Below are 21,573 nucleotides of genomic sequence, written 5' to 3' on the forward strand. Positions count from 1 at the left end.
CCGGTTTTTCCTTTGTACCCTGCCGGGCGTTTTTTACGGCCTATATTCACAACAGTTCCTCTCCGGCAAAGTGGTCAAACCCATGCCATTCCAGTTCCACCGGTACGCCTGAACGCATAAACTTGATCCCTTCTGAAAGCGGCGCAATCTGACCGACACAGGTAAAGTCGATGCCCAGATGGCTCAGCGCCGCGTCCACCGCGCCCCGGTTAATTTCCGGCACCGTGAAGCAAAGTTCATAGTCCTCACCCCCGGTCAGTGCCCATTTCAGCGCCTGCTCAGGGTCGGTGACCTGCGTTAACGCAGCCGATAACGGGAGAGTATCCACATCGAGCCGTGCACCGCATTCGCTGGCATTCAGTATATGTTTAAGATCGGAAATCAGCCCGTCAGACAGATCGATAGCGGATGTCGCTAAATCGCGCAGCGCCTGCCCCTGCAGAACACGCGGCGTAGGGCGCAGATGACGTTTGAGCAAGAATTCACGCGTATCGGTATCGGCCACGCTCAGCTGTTCCAGCAGAATGGCCAGCCCTGCGGCACTGTCACCGAGCGTTCCGGTGACGAAGATCCAGTCGCCAATCCCGGCACCGGAGCGGGTTAACGCACGACCCGCGGGCACCAGACCCTGAATGGTTAACGTCATGCTCAGCGGGCCGCGTGTGGTGTCGCCGCCAATCAGCTGCATGCCGTAATAATTGAGCTGTTCAAACAGACTGTCGCTGAATGCCTGCAACCAGTCCGTGTTCACTTCCGGCAACGTCAGTGCCAGTGAAACCCAGGCCGGATCCGCGCCCATGGCGGCCAGATCGCTCAGGTTAACCGCCAGGGCTTTATAGCCCAGATCGGCCGGTGAAATCGTTTTGAGAAAATGGATGCCTTCAACAAGAGTATCGGTGCTGACTGCTAATAGCTGCTTCTCGCCAACCGTCAGTAAGGCACAATCATCACCAATGCCCAAATGCACATCCTGTCGGGCGGTTCTGAACCGGTTAAAGTAGCGAGTGATAACATCAAATTCGCCGCATGCCATAGTACATTTCCAAATCGTTAGAATGACTTAAGGCCGGAAATCCGGCCTTAAGAAGGGTGTCACACAAAGGATAAACAGGGTGACATCACCAGATTATCAACAGAGCCAGAAATCAGCCAAAATGACTGTCGCCATTTGTGACCGGGGCTGACTCTTTTTGACGATCACTTTTTACGAATATGCGGACCTGCTTTATCCAGCACACCGTTGACGAACTTGTGGCTGTCTTCGGCGCCGAAGGTTTTCGCCAGCTCGATCGCTTCGTTGATCGCCACTTTGTAAGGAACGTCCTGGCGTTTGCTCAGCTCAAACAGAGCCAGACGCAAAATCGCTCTTTCCACCTGGCCCAGTTCATCCAGCTGGCGGGACAGGTATGGCGCCATCAGTGCGTCAAGTTTCTCAGCACTGTTTGCTACACCAGCCAGCAGTTCGCGGAAATAGGCAATGTCTACGTCTTTGACATCCTGCTCGGTCAGGAATTCTAATTCAACATCGGCGATGTCATTTTTCGACAACTGCCAGGAGTAAAGCGCCTGAACGGCACATTCACGGGCGCGGCGACGAGCAGCAGGTTTCACGGATTTCCCCTTAACTAGATTCAGGCCTTAATAGCCTTGATAACATTAATCATTTCAAGCGCGGTCAGTGCAGCTTCTGCACCTTTGTTACCGGCTTTTGTCCCTGCGCGTTCGATGGCTTGTTCAATGCTTTCTGTGGTCAGCACACCAAAGGCAACCGGGATTTCGCTGTTCATGGCAACGCTGGACAGGCCAGAGCTGCATTCGCCCGCTACAAATTCAAAGTGGGCAGTGCCCCCGCGGATCACGGTGCCAAGTGCAACCACCGCGTCAAACTTACCGCTTTCAGCCAGTGCACGGGTTGCCAGAGGCAATTCGTATGCGCCAGGGACCCAGACTACGGTGATGTTGTCATCGCTGACCTGACCAATACGTTTCAACGCATCAACAGCGCCGGAAAGCAGGCTGTCGTTGATAAAATTGTTAAAACGAGCAATCGCGATCGCTACGCGCGCGTTAGGCGTGGCTACAACACCTTCGATAACGTTCATAGTTTTCCTTAAAGTGGGTTCAGGAGTTTCTCAACCCCAGCCGCAGGGGGGCGGATTCTATCATAAAATTACCCTGTCTGGACATGCGCTTTTAAAGCCATTCCGCAGGGAGGAGTAAAATTCTCAGTACACTGGTTTCAGGCGCAAACGTAAATCCGGGCCAACCTGACGGATATCGCTGAAAACGAATTCCGGCGCATCGGCCAGATGTTGCAGCCCGGGCAGGTCACACAGCGCGCGGCCATTATTACCCAATAACTTAGGCGCCATATAAACGATTAATTCATCAACCAGACCGGCTTGTAATAAGGCACCCGCCAGTTGAGCACCCGCTTCGACCCAGATGGCGTTTATCTGACGTTTCGCCAGCTGCATCATCAGCAGAACCAGATCAATACGGTTATCGCGCTCAGCCACACGCCATTGTTCGACGGACTCCGGCCAGATCTGATTATCTGTTTCCAGCCGTGCCAGCAACACCTCACCGGGCAGATTCACCAGCTGATGCTGTGGCGTCACACGGTTCTGACTGTCGAGAATAATGCGCAGCGGCTGGCGCAGATTATCTTCGGGATAAATTGCCTGTACGTCGCTGCCCAGTTCGCTCCAGCGCACATTCAGTGAAGGATTATCCGCCAGCACGGTGGCACTGGTGCTGAGTATCGCCGAGCTTTCGGCACGAAAACGCTGAACATCCGCACGGGCCGCCGCCGAGGTGATCCACTGACTTTCGCCAGAGGCCATCGCCGTCCGGCCATCCAGAGACGCGCCCATTTTAAGCTGCACGTAAGGAAAACCGGTGCGCATGCGTTTCAGGAAACCCAGATTCACCGCTTCGGCCTGCGGATGCATCAGCCCGTGGCTGACATCCACGCCGTTTTGTTTGAGGCGGTACAACCCGCGCCCCGCCACTTCCGGATTAGGATCCTGCATCGCGGCGACCACGCGGGTGATACCCGCTGCCAGCAACGCATCAGCACAAGGCGGCGTGCGCCCGTGGTGGCTGCAAGGCTCCAGCGTCACATACGCTGTCGCCCCTTTTGCTTTGTCACCGGCCATGCGCAAGGCGTGGACTTCGGCATGCGGTTCACCGGCACGCAAATGATAGCCTTCACCGACGATTTCGCCATTCAATACAATGACACAACCGACATTGGGATTCGGGGTGGTGGTAAAACGCCCGCGACGCGCCAGTTCGAAAGCGCGCGCCATATAGCGTTCATCGGAATGCAATTCAGCAGATTGTGGTTCAGCAGGCTGTTCGGGCAACATCAACTTTCCTCAGTCCTGAAGGCGGGCGATCTCTTCACCAAATTCACGGATATCTTCGAAGCTGCGATACACCGACGCGAAACGGATATAGGCGACTTTATCCAGCCCCTTCAGGGCATCCATCACCAGATTGCCAATCATTTTGGCAGGGATCTCACGTTCACCAGTCGCGCGTAATTGTGACTTAATGTGGCTGATGGCGGTCTCCACGTCATCAGAACTGACGGGGCGTTTTTCCAGTGCTTTCAGGAATCCGCCGCGTAGTTTGTCTTCGTTGAAGGGTTCACGGACTTCATTGCTTTTAATGACGCGCGGCATCACCAGTTCCGCCACTTCAAAGGTGGTGAAACGTTCATGGCACACCAGGCACTGACGGCGACGGCGAACCTGCGATCCGTCGCCTACCAGGCGGGAATCGATGACTTTAGTATCAACAGCGGCACAAAATGGGCAATGCATAGCACTTCCTGATCGCGAACTCAATTGGACATTAGTTTAACCCGAAGTGTGCCGACAACAAAGGCTGTCGCTACTTTCATCGACATCGGGTTAAACTTAGCTATCGATATGGGTGCCCGGACGGAATGTTTCAACGGGCAGATGAAAGGAAGTCTCTGATATGACTAAACACCCGCGCCTGTTACTGGCCTGCGCTGCGTTTGTCAGCCTGACGGGCTGTGCGACGCAAAACTCACCAATGCCCGAGCTGAAAACGGAAGTCGGCCAGCTGAATCAAAAGCTGCAACGCCTGACTGATTTAGCCACCGCGCTGGAGCAACAAACCACCCTCAACCGCCAGTCAAATAATGGTGTCTATTTGTTACCGGCGGCCAAAAGTGCCGCGCTGCTGAAAAGTGACATCGGCGAACTCAGTGTTCAGCTGACCCGCGTCGCGCCGGATGCCAGCGGTGTCCAGGCGGTACTGGAAATCAAAAACAACGCCGGTCAGCCATTGCCGCCGTTTACCGCGTCAGTCAGCTGGGGACAGCTGGATCCGGTGACCGGCAAACCGCTGACCGTCGACATGCAAACCCAGACCATTACCGTGGAACCCGATCTGCTGCCGGGGCCGCTGAAAACCGTCGACGTGAAGTTTAATCAGGTGACGGTGGATACGCTGGGGTTCGTTCATCTGCATAATATCGTGGCGATCCCGCAGACGCAGCCCGTCGTCGCGCCGTAAGCACAGCGAACCGCAGATAAAAAAAAACCCCGCAATGCGGGGTTTTTTATGGCTTTCACACGGGTAGCTTAAGGAAGAATTGAAGGCTGATCGGCGCCTTCTTTTTCCACTTTTTGCTGCAACATGTGTTCACGCTTCATGCCCAGTTTCAGAGCCAGCGCGGACGCCACGTAAATCGATGAAGCCGTACCGATTGAAACACCAATCAACATGGTCAGTGAGAAACCACTCAGTAATGCACCACCAAACAAATACAGCATCAGGATCACGACTAACGTGGTACCGGATGTGATTAATGTTCTGTGCAACGTCTGGGTCAACGACACGTTAAAGATTTCGTAAGGCGTCCCGCGACGGATCTTGCGGAAGTTCTCACGAATACGGTCCGATACAACGATGCTGTCGTTAAGCGAGTAACCGATAACCGACATCAACGATGCGACGATGGTCAGGTCAACCTCGATATGGAACAACGAGAGCACACCCATGGTGATCACAACGTCGTGAGCCAGCGCGATAACCACACCAGCTGCCAGACGCCACTCGAAGCGGAAACCGACGTAAACCAAGATAGCGATCAATGCCACTAACAGTGCCATAGCACCATTTTGCGCCAAATCGGCCCCTACGCTTGGACCCACGAACTCGATACGTTTTACCAGAGCATTCTGGCTGGTCGTTTCGTTAATCACGCTAAGAACTTTAGCACCCAGTTCCTGGCCGCCTGTTTCACCCTTAGTCGGGGGCATACGAACCATGATGTCACGACTGCTACCAAAATTCTGTACCAGCGGTTCTGCAAAGCCTGCTTTCTCAAGCGAAGCGCGCATCACGTCCAAATCCGCAGGTTTTTCCAGCGAGATTTCAATGACCGTACCGCCGGTGAAATCCAGACCCCAGTTGAAACCTTTCACACCGATAATCGCGATAGAAAGGATCAACAGGAAACCAGAGATACCGAAAGCCCAGTAATCCCAGCGCATAAAGTCATAGACTCTACGGCCGTGGTTTAATTGTTCAACAGTATATTCCTGTGCCACAACGCACTCCTCAGATAGACAGCTTTTTGATGCGCTTGCCGCCGTACAACAGATTTACGAGGGCACGGGTACCGACGATTGCGGTAAACATGGACGTCGCTACACCAATACCGGTTGTAATCGCAAAGCCTTTAATTGCCCCGGTGCCGACGGCATACAGGATGATGACCTTGATTAGCGTCGTGACGTTGGCATCAAAAATGGAGCTGAACGCGCCTTTGTAACCTTCATCAATAGCCTGCTGTACTGTACGTCCGTTACTAAGTTCTTCTTTAATACGTTCGTTAATCAGTACGTTGGCATCAACCGCTACGGCAAGGGTTAATACGATACCCGCTATACCCGGCATGGTGAGTGTTGCCCCTGGTATCAGAGACATGATCCCAACAATAAGCACCAGGTTAGCAATCAGCGCAGAGGTCGCAATCAGGCCAAACTTCTTATAGAAGAACAGCATGAAGATAATTGAGACCACAAGTCCTGCCAGACAGGCTTCCAGACCTTGCTTGATATTTTCCATCCCTAAGGTCGGGCCGATGGTGCGTTCTTCAACAATCTGAATTGGCGCGATCAACGCCCCGGCACGCAGCAGCAGAGAGAGCTGACGGGCTTCATTCGGATCGTTCACCCCGGTGATACGGAAGCTGTTACCCAGACGTGACTGAATAGTCGCCACGTTGATGACTTCTTCCTGTTTCGCCAGAATCGAACGGCCATTGGCATCTTTCTTACCGCTGTCTTTGTACTCCACGAACAGGGTCGCCATCGGTTTGCCGATGTTGTCCTTGGTGAAGTTAGACATGGCGTTACCGCCAGCGCTGTCGAGAGAGATGTTAACCTGCGGCTGATTGTATTCATCCATACTGGATGTGGAATCAGTGATGTGGTCACCGGTCAGGATCACGCGCTTGTACAGCACAACCGGACGGCCATCACGCATGTTTTTCACTTCACTGTCACCCGGTACACGACCGGTCGCGGCAGTTGAAGCGTCCACATTGGTGTTAACCAGACGGAATTCCAGTGTCGCAGTCGCGCCTAAGATTTCTTTGGCACGCGCAGTATCCTGAATACCCGGCAGCTCAACCACGATACGGTCAGCACCCTGACGCTGTACCAGCGGCTCGGCGACACCCAGTTGGTTAACACGGTTACGCAGGATGGTGATGTTTTGCTGAACGGCATACTCGCGAGCTTCACTCAGGCGAGCATCAGTCATCACCACTTTGACGGCATTGTCGCCGCTGTTGGTGATCACTAAATCGCGGTGACGTGGGCTCAGGTAGCTGACCGCAGAATCACGGGTAGCAGCATCGCGGAAACGCACTTCAACGCCATAGTTGTCGAGCTTACGCACCGTGGCATAAGGAATATTCTTGTCGCGCAGATCACTGCGCATATTGTCCATCGTTTGTTCTTGCAGCTTGGTTAACGCGGTATCCATATCCACTTCCATCAGGAAGTGCACACCACCACGTAAATCGAGGCCCAGCTTCATCGGCTCAGCGCCCAGCATACTCAACCAGCGCGGCGTTGCCGGTGCAAGGTTCAGTGCAATAACAAACTTATCGCCCAGCGCTTCAGTCAGCGCTTCACGTGCACGAAGTTGTACATCCGTGTCTTTGAAACGGGCAAGAATAGCGCCATTCTCCAGAGCAACTGATTTGATCTGGATTTTGCTTTGATCTAATACATTACGGACTTGGTCCAGCGTTGCTTCACTGGCGTCGGAACCCCGAGCACCAGTGATTTGAACAGCCGGATCCTCACCATAAAGGTTGGGAAGTGCATAAAGCAGCCCGACGATGATCACGACGATCAACATCAGATACTTCCACGCAGGATAACGGTTTAACACGGCAGTTCCCTTCGGGAAAATCGAAAATTAGATAGACTTAATCGTGCCTTTTGGCAGAACAGCTGCCACGAAGTCACGTTTAATCATCACTTCGTTAGTGTCGTTCAGTGCGATAACCACGTAGCCGGTTTCGGATACTTTGGTTACGCGACCGATCAGGCCACCGCTGGTCATAACTTCATCACCTTTACCGATAGAGTCCATCAGTTTTTTGTGTTCTTTCGTACGTTTCTGCTGCGGGCGCAAGATCATGAAATAGAAAATCAGACCAAAGACCACCAGCATGATGACCAGAGAGTAAGGACTTCCCTGTGACGGTGCGCCGGTCGCTGCGACTGCATCGGAAATGAAAAGACTCATTTAACTTCCCTCATTGTTGTTGTGAAGCAAATTGATGTAAAACTAACCCGGGATCCGACCCGGAGTCTGGCGATGAAACGTCTCGCACAATACCCCATAATGCCGGCCCAAGAAATTATAAAATCGGCACCCCCTTTCGAAGATGCCGACGCGAGAAAGAAATCAGAAGTTTAAAGGCGGAACCGGTTTGCCTTTACGCTCATAGAAGTCTGTCACAAACGCGTCTAATTTACCCTCTTCGATAGCCTGACGTAAACCGGCCATCAGACGCTGGTAATAGCGCAGATTGTGGATCGTATTCAGCCGCGCACCCAGAATTTCGTTGCAACGGTCGAGATGATGCAAGTAGGCACGGCTATAATTGCGACATGTGTAGCAATCACAGTGCTCGTCGAGCGTTGACGTGTCATCTTTATGCTTCGCATTTCGGATTTTCACGATACCGTCGGTCACGAAAAGATGACCATTGCGCGCATTGCGCGTTGGCATCACGCAGTCGAACATGTCGATGCCGCGACGTACGCCTTCCACCAGATCTTCCGGTTTACCGACGCCCATCAGATAACGAGGTTTGTCTTCCGGAATTTGCGGACAAACGTGCTCCAGAATACGGTGCATGTCTTCCTTAGGCTCGCCGACTGCCAGGCCGCCCACAGCGTAACCATCAAAGCCGATATCTACCAGCCCTTTTAATGATACATCTCGTAAATCTTCGTAAACGCTTCCCTGAATAATCCCGAACAAAGCATTCTTATTATTCAATTCGTTGAAGCGATCGCGGCTGCGTTTTGCCCAGCGCAAAGACATCTCCATCGAGCGTTTTGCGTAATCCCAGTCAGCAGGATATGGCGTACATTCGTCGAAGATCATCACGATGTCGGAGCCCAGATCGTTTTGGATCTCCATGGATTTTTCCGGGCTCAGGAAGACCGGATCACCGTTGATCGGGTTGCGGAAATGCACACCCTCTTCTTTGATTTTACGCATCGCACCCAGGCTGAACACCTGGAAGCCGCCGGAATCGGTGAGGATCGGACCGTGCCAGTTCATGAAATCGTGCAGGTCGCCATGCAGTTTCATGATCTCCTGACCCGGGCGCAGCCACAGGTGGAAAGTGTTGCCCAGTAAAATCTGTGCGCCGGTCTCTTTCACTTCTTCCGGGGTCATGCCTTTTACGGTGCCGTAAGTGCCCACCGGCATAAATGCCGGCGTCTCGACCACGCCACGTTCAAAGACCAGACGCCCGCGGCGTGCGCGGCCATCGGTAGTGCTTAATTCGTACTTCACATTGCCTCCAGCATCAGAGAAACAGTCTGATGAGGTTAAGTCCGTGGCATGACGCCCGGAAAAGAAAGCCCGGATGCACCGAGTGCGACCGGGCCGATAGTTACAAAAATCGTTACTGGCCGACCACTTCCTGCGGCGCCAGCGGGTTACGGTTGATGAACATCGCATCGCCATAACTGAAGAAACGGTACTGCTCTGCGACGGCCTGATGATAGGCATTCATCGTATTTTTATAGCCGGCAAACGCCGACACCAGCATGATCAGCGTTGATTCAGGCAGGTGGAAATTGGTGATCAGGGAATCAATCACCTGATAGTGATAGCCCGGATAAATGAAAATCTTGGTATCGCCAAAGAACGGCGCAATCAGCGCATCTTCACTGGCCTTGGCCGCGCTTTCCAGCGAACGCACAGACGTGGTGCCTACGGCGACGACTTTATTCCCGCGCGCTTTACAGGCCAGAACGGCATCCACCACGTCCTGAGGCACTTCGGCATACTCAGCGTGCATGATGTGGTCTTCGATGGTGTCCACACGAACCGGCTGGAACGTCCCGGCGCCCACGTGCAGCGTGACGAAAGCAAATTCCACACCTTTCGCTTTCAGCGCATCCATCAGCGGCTCATCGAAATGCAGGCCAGCGGTGGGCGCGGCTACCGCACCCGGACGTTCGCTGTACACGGTCTGATACAGTTCACGGTCAGCATCTTCATCGGGACGATCAATATACGGCGGCAGCGGCATGTGGCCGATTTCGTTGAGCAGAGTAAAGACATCACGGTCTTCATTAAATTCCAGCTCGAACAACGTATCGTGGCGCGCCACCATCGTGGCTTTAATGTCTTCTTTATCACCGAGCAGCAGTTCAGCACCCGGTTTTGGCGATTTGGACGCACGCACATGCGCCAGTACGCGGTGCGAATCAAGCACACGCTCAACCAGCACTTCAATTTTACCGCCGCTGACCTTACGGCCAAACACGCGGGCCGGGATCACGCGGGTATTGTTGAATACCAGCAAATCGCCGGGATGAATTTTATCGAGAATGTCGGTGAACACGCCGTGCGTTAACTCACCGCCCGGCCCGTCCAGAGACAACAAACGACAGCCGCTGCGCTGGGTCTGCGGATAGCGGGCAATCAGGGATTCAGGGAGTTCAAAAGAAAAATCGGCAACACGCATGGCTTTTCACTTCACTTAACGACAAAAACAGGCGGCTTAGTCTAGTGGGACGGGGCATCCCCTGCAAGCATCTGCGTCAATAAAGGCATCCGCTGCCCTGTCAGAGATCAACTTTCCTGCGTTATACTTCGCGAATGAATTTTTTAGCCCATCTCCATCTGGCCTCGCTGGCCGGAAGCTCGCTGACCGGCAACCTGCTGGCAGACTTCGTTCGCGGCAATCCTGACGGTCAGTTTTCTGCTGAAATCGTCAGCGGCATCCGCATGCACCGTCGCGTAGATACCATGACCGATGCGCTGCCGGAAGTGAAAATTGCCCGCAGCTATTTTCGTGAGGATTTTCGCCGCGTCGCGCCGATCACCCTTGATGTCGTCTGGGATCACTTTCTCTCACGTCACTGGTCCACCCTTCATCCTCAGCAATCGCTGGAAGATTTTCTTGAGGCCTGCCAGCAGGAAATCGAACCGCAGTTGCCTGACATGCCGGAACGTTTCCAAAATCTGAATGCGTATTTATGGCCGGAACGCTGGATGGAACGGTATGCCGCGCTGCCTTTTATCGGCAATGTGTTACGCGGTATGGCTAACCGGCGACCAAAGCTGAGCGCGCTGACCGGCTCATTTCATGATATCGAACTCAATTACGACGCCCTGGAGCAACTGTTCTGGCAGTTTTATCCGGTCATGATGCAACAGGCCAAAGACCGCCAGCTCTGAAACATCCGGCGAATTTTGTGAAATACGCCACATTTCCCTGCAATCCAAAAGGTTGTTGTTAAAAAAGTATGGGACTTACGTCAAAGACTGATAGCCGGATGCTATCTGATTGATTGGTGCGATGGGGTTTATTCACCCGAGGGTTGCCCCTATACTGGCAGTCGTTTTGTTCACCCTTCCTTCTCACCTACGACGCCCGTAAGGGTTTCATAAGGAGTAATATTATGGTTCTGGTAACTCGTCCAGCCCCTGACTTCACCGCAGCAGCAGTTCTCGGTAGCGGCGAAGTAGTTGAAAACTTCAACTTCAAAAAACACACTGCAGGCAAACCTACTGTTATCTTCTTCTGGCCAATGGACTTCACTTTCGTATGTCCTTCTGAGCTGATCGCTTTCGATCACCGTTACGAAGAATTCCAGAAACGTGGCGTAGAAGTTGTCGGTGTGTCCTTCGACTCCGAGTTCGTTCACAACGCATGGCGTAACACCCCTGTTGAGAAAGGCGGTATCGGTCCTGTTAAATACGCGATGGTTGCTGACATCAAACGCGAAATTCAGAAAGCCTACGGTATCGAACATCCGGACGCTGGCGTTGCACTGCGCGGCTCTTTCCTGATCGACAAAGAAGGCGTTGTTCGTCACCAGGTAGTGAACGATCTGCCACTGGGTCGTAACATCGACGAAATGCTGCGTATGGTTGACGCACTGCAATTCCACGAAGAGCACGGCGAAGTGTGCCCGGCTCAGTGGGAAAAAGGCAAAAAAGGTATGGGCGCATCTCCGGACGGCGTGGCTAAATACCTGACAGAAAACGCATCAAACCTGTAATCCCTTCACGGATGTAAAGGTCAATAACGGTCAGCCTCGCTGGCCGTTTTTTTTGCCTGCCATCCGGCACGATCACATTTTCCCCTTCCCGCTCCTCGTATTGCCTCTTTTGCGTCTACGCTGAAAACGGTCTGACCGCGTCATTCTGGCGTGCCGATTGCATAAACATTGTCGGACTGAAATCACAAAAAAGCGTTATCACACAATAACCTGAAGGTTATGACTCATAAGACAGGGTAATAAACAGGAGCCCCTATGTTACGGAAATCACTCATCGCGCTGGCCATGCTGACCAGTCTCCCGCTGTACGCCGCGTCGAATCCTGCGGTTGAAGCCAAAAACGGCATGGTCGTCACCTCGCAATATCTGGCCTCTCAGGTCGGCGTGGATATTCTGAAAATGGGCGGCAATGCCATCGATGCTGCCGTGGCTGTTGGCTATGCGCAGGCGGTCGTCAACCCATGCTGTGGCAATATCGGCGGCGGAGGCTTCATGACGGTGCATCTTGCTGATGGCAAGGACACATTCATCAACTTCCGCGAAACCGCCCCGGCGGCGGCCAGCGCCAATATGTATCTGGATGCCGACGGCAACGTGAAAAAAGGTGCCAGCCTGTACGGCTATCTCGCCGCAGGCGTGCCGGGTACCGTGTTGGGCATGGATACCGTGCAAAAGGAATACGGCAAACTGACGCGTCAGCAGGTGATGGCACCGGCGATTAAACTCGCCCGTCAGGGCTTTGTACTGACCCGCGCCGATACCGATATTCTTGATACCACGGTGAAACGCTTCAAAGAAGACCCTGAAGCCGCGCGTATTTTCCTGCGTAAAGACGGCAGTCCGCTGCAACCGGGCGACAAACTGGTGCAAACCGATTTAGCCAACACGCTGGAATCCATTTCTCAACACGGACCGGATGCATTCTACAAAGGCGACATCCCGGCGGCGGTAGAAGCGGCCTCCAAAAAAGGCGGCGGCATCCTGACGGCAGCGGATTTCGCGAACTATAAAGTCACCGAAGACACACCGATTTCATGCAGCTATCGCGGGTATAAATTCGTCTCAGCGCCCCCGCCAAGCTCCGGCGGCGTGACGATGTGTGAAATTCTCAATATTGTCGAAGGCTATGACCTGAAAAGCATGGGCTTCAACTCCGCGGCTTCGCTTCACGTCCTCACCGAAGCCATGCGTCATGCCTATATGGACCGCAATACTTATCTCGGCGATCCGGAATTTGTGAAAAACCCGATCGACCGTCTGGTCAGTAAAAGCTATGCCGATGAAATCCGTAAGAAAATAGAAGCGGATAAAGCCACGCCGTCCACGGCAGTTCAGCCGGGTATGGAACCGCATGAAAAGCCGGAAACCACGCATTATTCTATTGTCGATAACCTGGGCAACGCCGTGTCCACCACTTATACGGTCAATGGCCGCTTTGGTTCGGTGGTGATTGCGCCGGGTACCGGTTTCTTCCTCAATGACGAAATGGATGATTTCACCACCAAAGTCGGCGAGAAAAACCTCTACGGTCTGGTGCAGGGAACCAAAAATGCCATCGCCCCCGGTAAGCGCCCACTATCGTCTATGAGCCCGAGTCTGGTGACCAAAGACGGTAAGATCTTCATGGTGCTGGGTTCGCCGGGCGGTTCACGCATTATCACCATCACCTTGCAGGCGGCGCTGAATGTCATTGATTACGGCATGGCACCACAGGAAGCGGTCGATGCGCCGCGTATTCACCATCAGTGGCTGCCGGATGAAGTGTATTACGAGCAGCGCGGCGTTTCTCAGGACAGCCTGAACATCCTGCAGAAGATGGGTTACAAAATGGTTGAACAGACGCCGTGGGGCGCGACAGAGCTGATTATGGTGGGATTACCGGGGGCTGCTGGCGTGACATCAGCGAACTCAGGCAATGACTCTGCGGTGTCCGGCAAGGTTCGCGAAGGTTATCTGTATGGCGCGAATGATGTGCGACGCCCCGCTGGTGCCGCCATCGGTTATTAACCGCCATCCTTCGGGCTGTCTCTGCGTTGCCGCCTTGATATAGCCCGAACGAGTGGGTTAATAAAATGTATAAACAGCAAAAAGCCCCCGGGATCATCAGATCCCGGGGGCTTTTCTTTACCGGAAGGTAAGTGCTTGCTTACGCTTTGTTGTTCAGCGCCAGCGCTTGTTTTTTGCGGTCATTGCGCAGTTTAAAGGCATAACCGACCAGCAGCGCCACAACCCACACCATCCCGACGTACAGCGAAATACGGGTATCCGGGAAGTAACCAATCAGGCCAATGATGAACACCAGGAAAATGATACCGAACACGGAGGTGTAAACACCGCCACGCAGCGGGAACTCAAGTTCTTTAACCTGCTGTTTGCTCAGCTTGCGACGGAAACCAATCTGGGAGAACAGGATCATAATCCACACCCAGACAGTTGCGAAGGTCGCCAGAGACGCGATCACCAGGAACACGTTAGACGGCATGATGTAGTTCAGGTAAACCGCCACCAGCAGCGCCGCCATCATCACCAGCACGGTGACCCACGGCGTCCCCAGACGCGATACCTTACTGAACATTTTCGGTGCCTGTCCCTGCTCTGCCATACCGTGCAGCATACGGCCCACGCCGAATACATCACTGTTAATGGCCGAAAGCGACGCGGTGATCACCACAAAGTTCAGAATGGTCGCCGCCGCCGTAATGCCCATATGCTGGAAGGTCAGTACAAACGGACTGCCCTGCGTGCCCACCTGATTCCAGGGAAAAATAGACATGATCACAAACAGCGTACCCACGTAAAACACCAGAATACGCAGCGGTACGGAGTTGATCGCTTTCGGAATGGATTTTTTCGGATCTTCAGCTTCACCGGCGGTGATGCCGATAATCTCAATGCCGCCGTAAGCAAACATCACCAGCTGGAGCGACAGGATCGTCCCCATAATACCCTGACTGAAGAAGCCGCCGTTGCTCCACAGATTGTGGATACCGGTCGCCTGACCGCCATTGCCGATGCCCCAGAAGATAATGCCAAAGCCTGCCACGATCATGATGATGATGGTCAGGACTTTGAAGAAGGAGAACCAGAACTCCAGCTCACCGAACACTTTCACGCTGACCAGATTGATCGCGCCGATGATCAGCACCACGCTGAGCACCCAGGTCCATTGCGGTACATCCGGGAACCAGACGCCCATATAAATACCGAATGCCGTCACATCCGCGATGGCGACAATCAGGATTTCGAAACAGTAGGTCCAGCCGGTGATGTAACCCGCCATCGGGCCGAGATAATCCTGAGCGTAACGTGAAAACGAACCGCTTTGCGGGTTGTTAACAGACATCTCACCGAGCGCGCGCATGATGATAAACGCGATGATCCCGCCGACCAGATACGCCAGCAATACGCTCGGTCCGGCCATTTTGATGGCATCTGCCGAGCCATAAAACAGACCGGTTCCGATGGCTGATCCCAGTGCCATAAAGCGGATATGGCGCGTTGTCAGGCCACGTTTTAACTTCGTGCCCGGCGCTTGATTCTGCGCGGTTGGTTGTTCAGCTTCTTGCTGCATGTGCATTGACCCGTATTGTTTTTTTAACTTTCAAAAATCGTATTCTAAAAAATGACTTTTAGCCTGCCAATGAAAAAGCCACGGAAGGGGTCTCCGTGGCCTGATTGGCGAAACATTCGTCAGACGATCATGCTTTTATGTCTTCGAACATTCACCCGATGATCATTGGTGCGCGGTAACGCTGCGCGGGCCGCTGATTTTGTCATAAATCCCGACCAGTACCAGCATTAATAATGACGGTGGTAACCAGGCAAGACCTTGCGCAGCCAGTGGCAGGTTCGCAGTCCAGGCTGGCATCAGGTCAGCAAAAGCAGAGGCCTTGATACCGTCAACAATGCCGAACACCAGACTCACGACCATCACCGGCGCCACGATACGCGTGGTGCTGTTCCACCAGCGCAGGGTGAAGCTCAGCACGACCAGCGCGATACATGGCGGATAAATCGCCGTCAGCACCGGTACAGAAATCGCAATCAGATGGCTCAGACCCAGGTTGGACACCAGCATGGAGAACAGACCCAGAATGAAGACCAGTGACTTGTAAGACAGCGGCAGATACTGAGCAAAGAACTCCGCACAGGCGCAGGTCAGGCCCACAGCCGTGACCATACAGGCGATGAAGATCAGCGCACCGAGGAAGAAACTGCCCACACCACCGAAAGTATGCGCCACATAGGCATGCAAAATAACCGCCCCGTTGGTCGCGTCAGGCACCAGTGAAGCACTGTTTTCGCCGAGCTTGAACAGGCTCAGATAAACCAGCATCAGCCCCAGACCGGCAATCAGCCCGGCCAGCACCGTATAACGGGTCAGCAGTTTGGCGTCAGACACTCCACGGGAACGCGCGGCATTAACGATAACGATACCAAACACCAGCGCACCCAGCGTATCCATGGTCAGATAGCCGTTCACAAACCCGCTGGAGAACGGCACCGTCTGGTAAGCGTCAACCGCAGGCATCGGCGAACCGGCAGGCCACAGCACAGCCGCGATACCCAGCGCACCCAGCGCCACCATTTTCAGCGGAGCCAGGAAATGGCCGACGGTATCGAGCAGACGGCCCGGATACAGGGAAATGCCGATCACCAGAGAGAAGTAAATCACGCTGTAAATCAGCAGAGGCAGCGGGCCGTCACCGGTCATCGGCGCGATACCCACTTCAAAGGAAACCGTCGCAGTACGTGGCGTGGCAAACAGCGGGCCGACAGCCAGATAACACACGGTGGCCAGAAGAATACCGGCACCACGACCAATCGGCGTACTCAGGGCATCCACACCGCCGCCAACGCGCGCCAGTGCAATTACCGTCATCACCGGGAGTCCGACCGCAGTGATCATAAATCCGGCGGCTGCCCACCAGACGTCATGACCTGCCTGCAAGCCAACCATAGGCGGGAAAATGATATTTCCGGCCCCGACGAATAAGGCGAAGGTCATGAAACCTAACGCCAGAATATCTTTATTTGTTAAACGAGTACTCATGATTGGTGTCGTGTTGCCTGTTCAAATGAATAAAGTGTCCGATGCTGTCGTCGTGCTACTTCGTCAAAAGGATGAATGGCCTGAAAAAGCCAGAGAGCACCAATGTGAGGATCGAAGTGAGCTAAAAACGCCTGATGATATGCAGATGATTACGTTGTTATGCAGGGAGTATCGAGCGACAGCGGAGGCTAAGGTAATCTTTTATAGCGTATAAAGGCAAGCCGTGATCCAAAAAGCAGAGTCTTCGACCAGATTAAGAATGGAAAGCAGTAATATTCACTAAATACAGCGAAAAACGCGCCATATGATATGTATGATTTTTGCGCTAACAGAGCACAAGATATGCTCCGATGAGATGAAAAATGCGTGAAATCACCACCAGAAGGTCATTTCACGCACAATATTCAGAATATTTACCAAGCCGGTAATTTGCCGGCGAGATATTTACCAGACGCGGGCAGCGATATCGACCACCAGTTTCAGTTTTTCCCACTGTTGCGCTTCGGTCAGGCTGTTACCCTCTTCCGTTGACGCAAAGCCACATTGCGGGCTGAGGCAAATCTGGTTGATATCCAGATATTCGGCCGCTTCTGCCAGACGGGCTTCCACTGTTTTTGCCAGTTCAAGCTCACCGGATTTGGTGGTGATCAGACCCAGAACTGCCTGCTGATGCCCCTTCTTAATGAAACGCAGTGGCTCGAAGCCCCCGGAACGCTCATTGTCATATTCCAGGAAGAAGGCATCAATGTTCACGCCGCCAAACAGGATCTCCGCGACCGGCTCATAGCCGCCTTCTGAAATCCAGGTGGAACGGAAGTTGCCACGGCACACATGCAGACCAATCACCAGATCATCCGGTTTACCGGCGATGGCTTTGTTCAGCACATCCGCGTAAGTGCGTGCTAACTCTTCCGGAGAATCGCCACGCTCGCGGATTTGTTTCTTCTGATCTTCAGAACACAGATAAGCCCAGACGGTGTCATCGAGTTGCAGATAGCGACAACCGGCATCGTAAAACGCCTTAATCGCATCACGGTAAACCTGTGCCAGATCGTCAAAATAATCTTTCAGATCCGGGTACACCTCTTTGCTGATGGCATTACGACCACCGCGGAAATGCATCACGCTCGGGCTTGGAATGGTCATTTTCGGCACGGCCGTTCCGCTGATGCTTTTCAGGAAGCGGAAATCTTCCAGCATCGGATGTGAACCGAAACCGAGTTTGCTGACCACTTTGATGCTGCGCGCTTTGGTCTGAACGCCGTTGAACTGGATGCCCTGCACTGCGTCGTAACCTTCCACCCCTTCCAGCCCTTCGAAGAAATCAAAGTGCCACCACGCACGGCGGAACTCACCGTCAGTGACCACTTGCAGACCCGCTTCTCGTTGTAAATCCACCACACGGCGGATTTCAGTGTCTTCCACCGCACGCAGCTGGGCGGCATCAATCTCACCGGCCTGGAACTGCTTACGCGCTTCTTTAATCGCCGCAGGGCGCAGGAAACTGCCGACGACATCGGCGCGGAACGGAGGGGTTGTACGTTGCATGCATGACTCCTTTTAGGCACCCCGCTTCTAATGGCGGAATACGAATGATTTACAAAGTAAATAATTACGCGGCGTTATATGTAGACATCTGGATGTCTAAACGTCTTTAAACCGATATTGTCATGCAGAATGTTCAGGGGCAACAGAGGAATCTTCATGGGACGTGAATAAAATTCATGATCGCTTCGCGATGTTTCATGATGCTGGACAATATTTGTCCCATTGCGATCTGTGGTAATAAATACTATAGTTATTTTTACCAGGGACGATAGCATGAACTGTTTACGTATTTTCGTTACAGAGGATTTTCACGATTTCATGAACGCCAGCAAACTGTCGGAAAAGGATATCCTCAAGTCTGCGCATGAGCTGGCAAACGGACTTTTTGATGCGGATTTGTCCGGCAACGTTTACAAGAAGAGAATCGCGCCTTCAGGAAGATCGAAGTCAGGCTTTGGTCGTGCAGTCATCGCTTTTCGTTTTGAAGATAAGATCTTTTATATCGACGGGTGGCTGAAAAATAGTGTCCGCAAGAAAGGCAATGAAATTCCCGACAAACTTCTGTCTTTATATAAAGCAATTGCTAGAGATTTGCTCAACTTCACAGAGCTTCAACTCGAAACAGAACTTCGAAATGGATTAATTAAAGAGGTGATTTCTAATGGTTGATGAACGTTTGCTAAAAATGCAGCGGATGGCTCAACGCTTCCATGATTCATCTGGCGTGGTAACCCAAACCACGATGCGCGAAATTAACAAAATTGTTGATGAAGCCATGCAGGAAGAGAGATTGAAAGCCTTTGCCGAAAGTTCAGCTGAACGTATTCGTGCGCTGCGGGAAAAAGAAAAAATCAGTCAGGGTGTACTGGCCAGACTCATCAATATGTCGGCTAACAGCATTCAAAAATGGGAGCGGGATGAAACCAAACCCACCGGTGCGGCTCTGATCTTACTGATGCTGATCGAAGAAAAAGGTTTGCAGATCATCTGCTAGAAGAAGCCACAGCGAGTGCTGTGGCGTGGTGGTTTATCCTTTCACATCGCTTTGCGTGGTCTGTTCCTCAGGAACAATCAACTTCGGTGCCAGCGTAAATATAAAGCGGGTTCCGGTGCCGACTTCACTCATCACTTCCAGTTTGGCGTGATGATGGCTGAGCGCATGTTTGACGATCGCCAGTCCGAGGCCGCTGCCGCCGGTCTGGCGTGAGCGGGCTTTATCGACGCGGTAGAAACGTTCCGTCAGGCGCGGCAGATGTTGCGGTGCAATACCCGGTCCGTTGTCGCTTATCTGGAACTGCGCGCCGTGCGGCGTTTGTTGCCAGCTGACTTCAATCCGGGTACCGGCTGGCGTGTGGTTGACCGCGTTATACACCAGGTTCGACACCGCGCTGCGCAGCTGATCTTCGTTGCCGAACACTTTCAGCTTGTCGTTTACCCGGAACACCACGTCATGCCTGCCGTTGCTGAGCGTTTGCACTTCACGTTCCAGCATGCCGAGCATCAGCGGAATATCGACTTTCTCGTGCAAATCGATATTCGCTGAGGCTTCAATTTTCGACAGCGTCAGCAGCTGTTTCACCAGCCCGTCCATCCGCCGCGTCTGTTCCTGCATGGTATCCAGCGCTTTGCTGCGAAACGGTTCTTCCAGCTTGGCGTCTTCCATCATTTCCAGATAACCCTGCAATACCGTCAGCGGGGTTCGCAGTTCATGACTGACGTTGGCGAAAAAGTTACGCCGTGCGCCTTCGAGCTGGCGCATCTGCGTGACGTCGCGCGCCACCATCAGCAGTTGCCCTTCGGAATAGGGCATGACGCGAAACTCGACGTAATGCTCATTATTGAGTTGCAGATTCAGGGCACGGCTGAAATCGCGGGTCTGGATCCACAGCCGGAATTCCGGATAACGCAGCAGGTTAAAGATGTGCTGGCCGTTATCTTCCGGCCAGCGGAAACCGAGCAAATCCTGAGCCAGTCCGTTACACCAGAAAATATTGCCTTCTTCGGTCGTGAGCACCACGGCGTCCGGCAACGATTCGGCACCGCTGCGAAAACGCTTGATGAGCTGGCCTAATTCGCGACGGCGACGCCGGTTACGCATCTGCATCTGGTTCAGCCCGTAAAACAGCGGCTCCCAGCTCCAGCGGCCATTCGGCGGGGTAATGCTGCGGTCGAGCCACAGCCAGTGAGAAAGTTTCAGCTGGTTGTAATAATTCCAGCCCAGTGCCGCCATCAGCGACACAAAGAGGAGCCAGCCAAAATGGCCGACGAAGATACCGAGGATTAACGCGGGCAGGCAAAAGAGAAAAAATTCACCTGCCAGCCGTTTCCATGACAAACGTTCTAGCACACAGATTCTCCGCTGTGAGGGCTCAATAACGCGTTGAAAAACGGTATCCGGTACCGCGAACAGTCTGGATCATTCTGTCATGTCCACTGGTTTCCAGCGCCTTACGCAAACGACGAATATGCACGTCAACCGTGCGATCTTCCACATAAACGTTAGTGCCCCAGACGTTATTCAGCAACTGCTCGCGGCTGTAAACACGTTCGGAGTGCGTCATAAAGAAGTGTAATAATTTAAATTCTGTCGGCCCCATATCGAGCGCCTGCTCGTTGGCCATCACACGGTGAGACGACGGATCCAGGCTTAAACCCTGCATGTCGATCACTTCTTCTACCGCCATTGGCGAGATGCGGCGCATCACGGCTTTAATGCGGGCAACCAGTTCTTTCGGTGAAAACGGTTTGGTGATGTAATCATCGGCACCGACTTCGAGGCCGCGCACCCGATCTTCTTCTTCACCGCGCGCGGTCAGCATCATCACCGGGATTTCGCGGGTCAGGGCTTCACGTTTCAGGTGTTTAATAAACTGAATACCGGAACCGCCGGGTAACATCCAGTCGAGCAGGATCAGTTCAGGGTAAGGTTCAACAAGCTGCCCGATCGCTGAATCAAAATCCTCAGCTTCTACTGCCTGATAGCCATTCTGTTCCAGTACAAAACACACCATTTCACGGATTGGAGCTTCGTCTTCAACCACCAATATACGTCTAGCCATCGTAGGTCCTGCCAATAGGTTAGCGATCTTTTATTTGATTGCGGGCGCCATTATGCGTCAGTTTTGTGACAGATTTATGAATAGA

The 21,573-nt window shown here is 53.0% G+C and carries 21 protein-coding genes; 6 read left to right on the forward strand and 15 right to left on the reverse strand.

Annotated elements, in window-relative coordinates:
* Positions 1–46: 46 nt before the first annotated feature.
* From thiL to nrdR, 5 genes are all read right to left on the reverse strand, one after another.
* A complete protein-coding gene (gene thiL / locus J9880_RS02615; protein ID WP_232770042.1) occupies positions 47–1,033 on the reverse strand; it encodes a thiamine-phosphate kinase in 987 nt (328 codons plus the stop codon).
* A gap of 164 nt (positions 1,034–1,197) precedes the next feature.
* Positions 1,198–1,611 carry a transcription antitermination factor NusB gene (gene nusB / locus J9880_RS02620; protein ID WP_013576663.1) on the reverse strand — a complete coding sequence of 138 codons (414 nt, stop codon included), beginning with the start codon at positions 1,609–1,611 and terminating at the stop codon, positions 1,198–1,200.
* A gap of 20 nt (positions 1,612–1,631) precedes the next feature.
* Complete coding sequence (gene ribH, locus J9880_RS02625) at positions 1,632–2,102, reverse strand: 6,7-dimethyl-8-ribityllumazine synthase (RefSeq protein ID WP_095924936.1); 471 nt, start codon at positions 2,100–2,102, stop codon at positions 1,632–1,634.
* 123 nt (positions 2,103–2,225) lie between these two features.
* A complete protein-coding gene (ribD, locus tag J9880_RS02630; RefSeq protein ID WP_195817012.1) occupies positions 2,226–3,335 on the reverse strand; it encodes a bifunctional diaminohydroxyphosphoribosylaminopyrimidine deaminase/5-amino-6-(5-phosphoribosylamino)uracil reductase RibD in 1,110 nt (369 codons plus the stop codon).
* Positions 3,336–3,383: 48 nt separating this feature from the next.
* Positions 3,384–3,833 (reverse strand): transcriptional regulator NrdR, encoded by a 450-nt coding sequence (gene nrdR, locus J9880_RS02635; RefSeq protein ID WP_015698341.1) that lies wholly within the window; start codon positions 3,831–3,833, stop codon positions 3,384–3,386.
* Positions 3,834–3,993: 160 nt separating this feature from the next.
* Here nrdR and J9880_RS02640 point away from each other — a divergent pair, with 160 nt between their 5' ends.
* Positions 3,994–4,557: a DUF3251 domain-containing protein gene (locus tag J9880_RS02640; protein WP_131693515.1), complete on the forward strand. Its 564-nt coding sequence runs from the start codon at positions 3,994–3,996 to the stop codon at positions 4,555–4,557.
* 68 nt (positions 4,558–4,625) lie between these two features.
* On the opposite strand, the gene secF is transcribed toward J9880_RS02640, so the two are convergent.
* From secF to queA, 5 genes are all read right to left on the reverse strand, one after another.
* On the reverse strand, positions 4,626–5,597 hold the full coding sequence (secF, locus tag J9880_RS02645; RefSeq protein WP_095924933.1) for a protein translocase subunit SecF: 972 nt from the start codon (positions 5,595–5,597) through the stop codon (positions 4,626–4,628).
* 10 nt (positions 5,598–5,607) lie between these two features.
* Positions 5,608–7,455 (reverse strand): protein translocase subunit SecD, encoded by a 1,848-nt coding sequence (secD, locus tag J9880_RS02650; RefSeq protein WP_119826807.1) that lies wholly within the window; start codon positions 7,453–7,455, stop codon positions 5,608–5,610.
* Between the two features lie 27 nt (positions 7,456–7,482).
* A complete protein-coding gene (yajC, locus tag J9880_RS02655) occupies positions 7,483–7,815 on the reverse strand; it encodes a preprotein translocase subunit YajC (RefSeq protein WP_095924931.1) in 333 nt (110 codons plus the stop codon).
* A gap of 162 nt (positions 7,816–7,977) precedes the next feature.
* On the reverse strand, positions 7,978–9,102 hold the full coding sequence (tgt, locus tag J9880_RS02660) for a tRNA guanosine(34) transglycosylase Tgt (protein WP_095924930.1): 1,125 nt from the start codon (positions 9,100–9,102) through the stop codon (positions 7,978–7,980).
* 112 nt (positions 9,103–9,214) lie between these two features.
* On the reverse strand, positions 9,215–10,285 hold the full coding sequence (gene queA / locus J9880_RS02665; protein ID WP_095924929.1) for a tRNA preQ1(34) S-adenosylmethionine ribosyltransferase-isomerase QueA: 1,071 nt from the start codon (positions 10,283–10,285) through the stop codon (positions 9,215–9,217).
* 134 nt (positions 10,286–10,419) lie between these two features.
* Here queA and J9880_RS02670 point away from each other — a divergent pair, with 134 nt between their 5' ends.
* From J9880_RS02670 to ggt, 3 genes are all read left to right on the forward strand, one after another.
* Positions 10,420–11,001 carry an ACP phosphodiesterase gene (locus tag J9880_RS02670; RefSeq protein WP_095924928.1) on the forward strand — a complete coding sequence of 194 codons (582 nt, stop codon included), beginning with the start codon at positions 10,420–10,422 and terminating at the stop codon, positions 10,999–11,001.
* A 224-nt stretch (positions 11,002–11,225) separates the two neighbouring features.
* A complete protein-coding gene (locus J9880_RS02675) occupies positions 11,226–11,828 on the forward strand; it encodes a peroxiredoxin C (RefSeq protein ID WP_095924927.1) in 603 nt (200 codons plus the stop codon).
* Between the two features lie 255 nt (positions 11,829–12,083).
* On the forward strand, positions 12,084–13,835 hold the full coding sequence (ggt, locus tag J9880_RS02680; RefSeq protein ID WP_195816780.1) for a gamma-glutamyltransferase: 1,752 nt from the start codon (positions 12,084–12,086) through the stop codon (positions 13,833–13,835).
* Positions 13,836–13,974: 139 nt separating this feature from the next.
* On the opposite strand, the gene proY is transcribed toward ggt, so the two are convergent.
* From proY to J9880_RS02695, 3 genes are all read right to left on the reverse strand, one after another.
* Positions 13,975–15,399 carry a proline-specific permease ProY gene (gene proY / locus J9880_RS02685; protein ID WP_205948387.1) on the reverse strand — a complete coding sequence of 475 codons (1,425 nt, stop codon included), beginning with the start codon at positions 15,397–15,399 and terminating at the stop codon, positions 13,975–13,977.
* A gap of 162 nt (positions 15,400–15,561) precedes the next feature.
* Complete coding sequence (brnQ, locus tag J9880_RS02690; RefSeq protein WP_095924924.1) at positions 15,562–16,881, reverse strand: branched-chain amino acid transport system II carrier protein; 1,320 nt, start codon at positions 16,879–16,881, stop codon at positions 15,562–15,564.
* Positions 16,882–17,325: 444 nt separating this feature from the next.
* The gene (locus J9880_RS02695) at positions 17,326–18,429 is read right to left on the reverse strand and encodes a cobalamin-independent methionine synthase II family protein (protein WP_133822750.1); all 1,104 of its coding nucleotides are present in this window, start codon (positions 18,427–18,429) and stop codon (positions 17,326–17,328) included.
* 273 nt (positions 18,430–18,702) lie between these two features.
* On the opposite strand from J9880_RS02695, the gene J9880_RS02700 reads away from it, so the two are divergent.
* A complete protein-coding gene (locus J9880_RS02700) occupies positions 18,703–19,098 on the forward strand; it encodes a type II toxin-antitoxin system RelE/ParE family toxin (RefSeq protein ID WP_095924922.1) in 396 nt (131 codons plus the stop codon).
* Positions 19,091–19,423 carry a helix-turn-helix domain-containing protein gene (locus tag J9880_RS02705; RefSeq protein ID WP_095924921.1) on the forward strand — a complete coding sequence of 111 codons (333 nt, stop codon included), beginning with the start codon at positions 19,091–19,093 and terminating at the stop codon, positions 19,421–19,423. The genes J9880_RS02700 and J9880_RS02705 overlap by 8 nt, the downstream gene beginning before the upstream one ends.
* Positions 19,424–19,456: 33 nt before the next feature.
* Here J9880_RS02705 and phoR read toward each other — a convergent pair whose 3' ends face one another.
* Positions 19,457–20,776: a phosphate regulon sensor histidine kinase PhoR gene (gene phoR, locus J9880_RS02710; protein WP_095924920.1), complete on the reverse strand. Its 1,320-nt coding sequence runs from the start codon at positions 20,774–20,776 to the stop codon at positions 19,457–19,459.
* Positions 20,777–20,798: 22 nt separating this feature from the next.
* Positions 20,799–21,488, reverse strand: coding sequence for a phosphate response regulator transcription factor PhoB (phoB, locus tag J9880_RS02715; protein ID WP_013576682.1), 690 nt, complete (start codon positions 21,486–21,488; stop codon positions 20,799–20,801).
* Positions 21,489–21,573: the final 85 nt, after the last annotated feature.

Source organism: Rahnella victoriana (assembly GCF_021276285.1).
In the GTDB taxonomy this organism is placed as follows: Bacteria; Pseudomonadota; Gammaproteobacteria; order Enterobacterales; family Enterobacteriaceae; genus Rahnella; species Rahnella victoriana.

What these genes read in the sequence shown, in the direction of transcription:
- J9880_RS02695 (WP_133822750.1), bottom strand. Translation starts at nt 18,429, where the DNA reads ATGCAACGTACAACCCCTCCGTTCCGCGCCGATGTCGTCGGCAGTTTC.
- phoB (WP_013576682.1), bottom strand. Translation starts at nt 21,488, where the DNA reads ATGGCTAGACGTATATTGGTGGTTGAAGACGAAGCTCCAATCCGTGAA.
- J9880_RS02705 (WP_095924921.1), top strand. Translation starts at nt 19,091, where the DNA reads ATGGTTGATGAACGTTTGCTAAAAATGCAGCGGATGGCTCAACGCTTC.
- J9880_RS02700 (WP_095924922.1), top strand. Translation starts at nt 18,703, where the DNA reads ATGAACTGTTTACGTATTTTCGTTACAGAGGATTTTCACGATTTCATG.
- queA (WP_095924929.1), bottom strand. Translation starts at nt 10,285, where the DNA reads ATGCGTGTTGCCGATTTTTCTTTTGAACTCCCTGAATCCCTGATTGCC.
- brnQ (WP_095924924.1), bottom strand. Translation starts at nt 16,881, where the DNA reads ATGAGTACTCGTTTAACAAATAAAGATATTCTGGCGTTAGGTTTCATG.
- thiL (WP_232770042.1), bottom strand. Translation starts at nt 1,033, where the DNA reads ATGGCATGCGGCGAATTTGATGTTATCACTCGCTACTTTAACCGGTTC.
- ribH (WP_095924936.1), bottom strand. Translation starts at nt 2,102, where the DNA reads ATGAACGTTATCGAAGGTGTTGTAGCCACGCCTAACGCGCGCGTAGCG.
- J9880_RS02675 (WP_095924927.1), top strand. Translation starts at nt 11,226, where the DNA reads ATGGTTCTGGTAACTCGTCCAGCCCCTGACTTCACCGCAGCAGCAGTT.
- yajC (WP_095924931.1), bottom strand. Translation starts at nt 7,815, where the DNA reads ATGAGTCTTTTCATTTCCGATGCAGTCGCAGCGACCGGCGCACCGTCA.
- ggt (WP_195816780.1), top strand. Translation starts at nt 12,084, where the DNA reads ATGTTACGGAAATCACTCATCGCGCTGGCCATGCTGACCAGTCTCCCG.
- J9880_RS02670 (WP_095924928.1), top strand. Translation starts at nt 10,420, where the DNA reads ATGAATTTTTTAGCCCATCTCCATCTGGCCTCGCTGGCCGGAAGCTCG.
- proY (WP_205948387.1), bottom strand. Translation starts at nt 15,399, where the DNA reads ATGCAGCAAGAAGCTGAACAACCAACCGCGCAGAATCAAGCGCCGGGC.
- nrdR (WP_015698341.1), bottom strand. Translation starts at nt 3,833, where the DNA reads ATGCATTGCCCATTTTGTGCCGCTGTTGATACTAAAGTCATCGATTCC.
- J9880_RS02640 (WP_131693515.1), top strand. Translation starts at nt 3,994, where the DNA reads ATGACTAAACACCCGCGCCTGTTACTGGCCTGCGCTGCGTTTGTCAGC.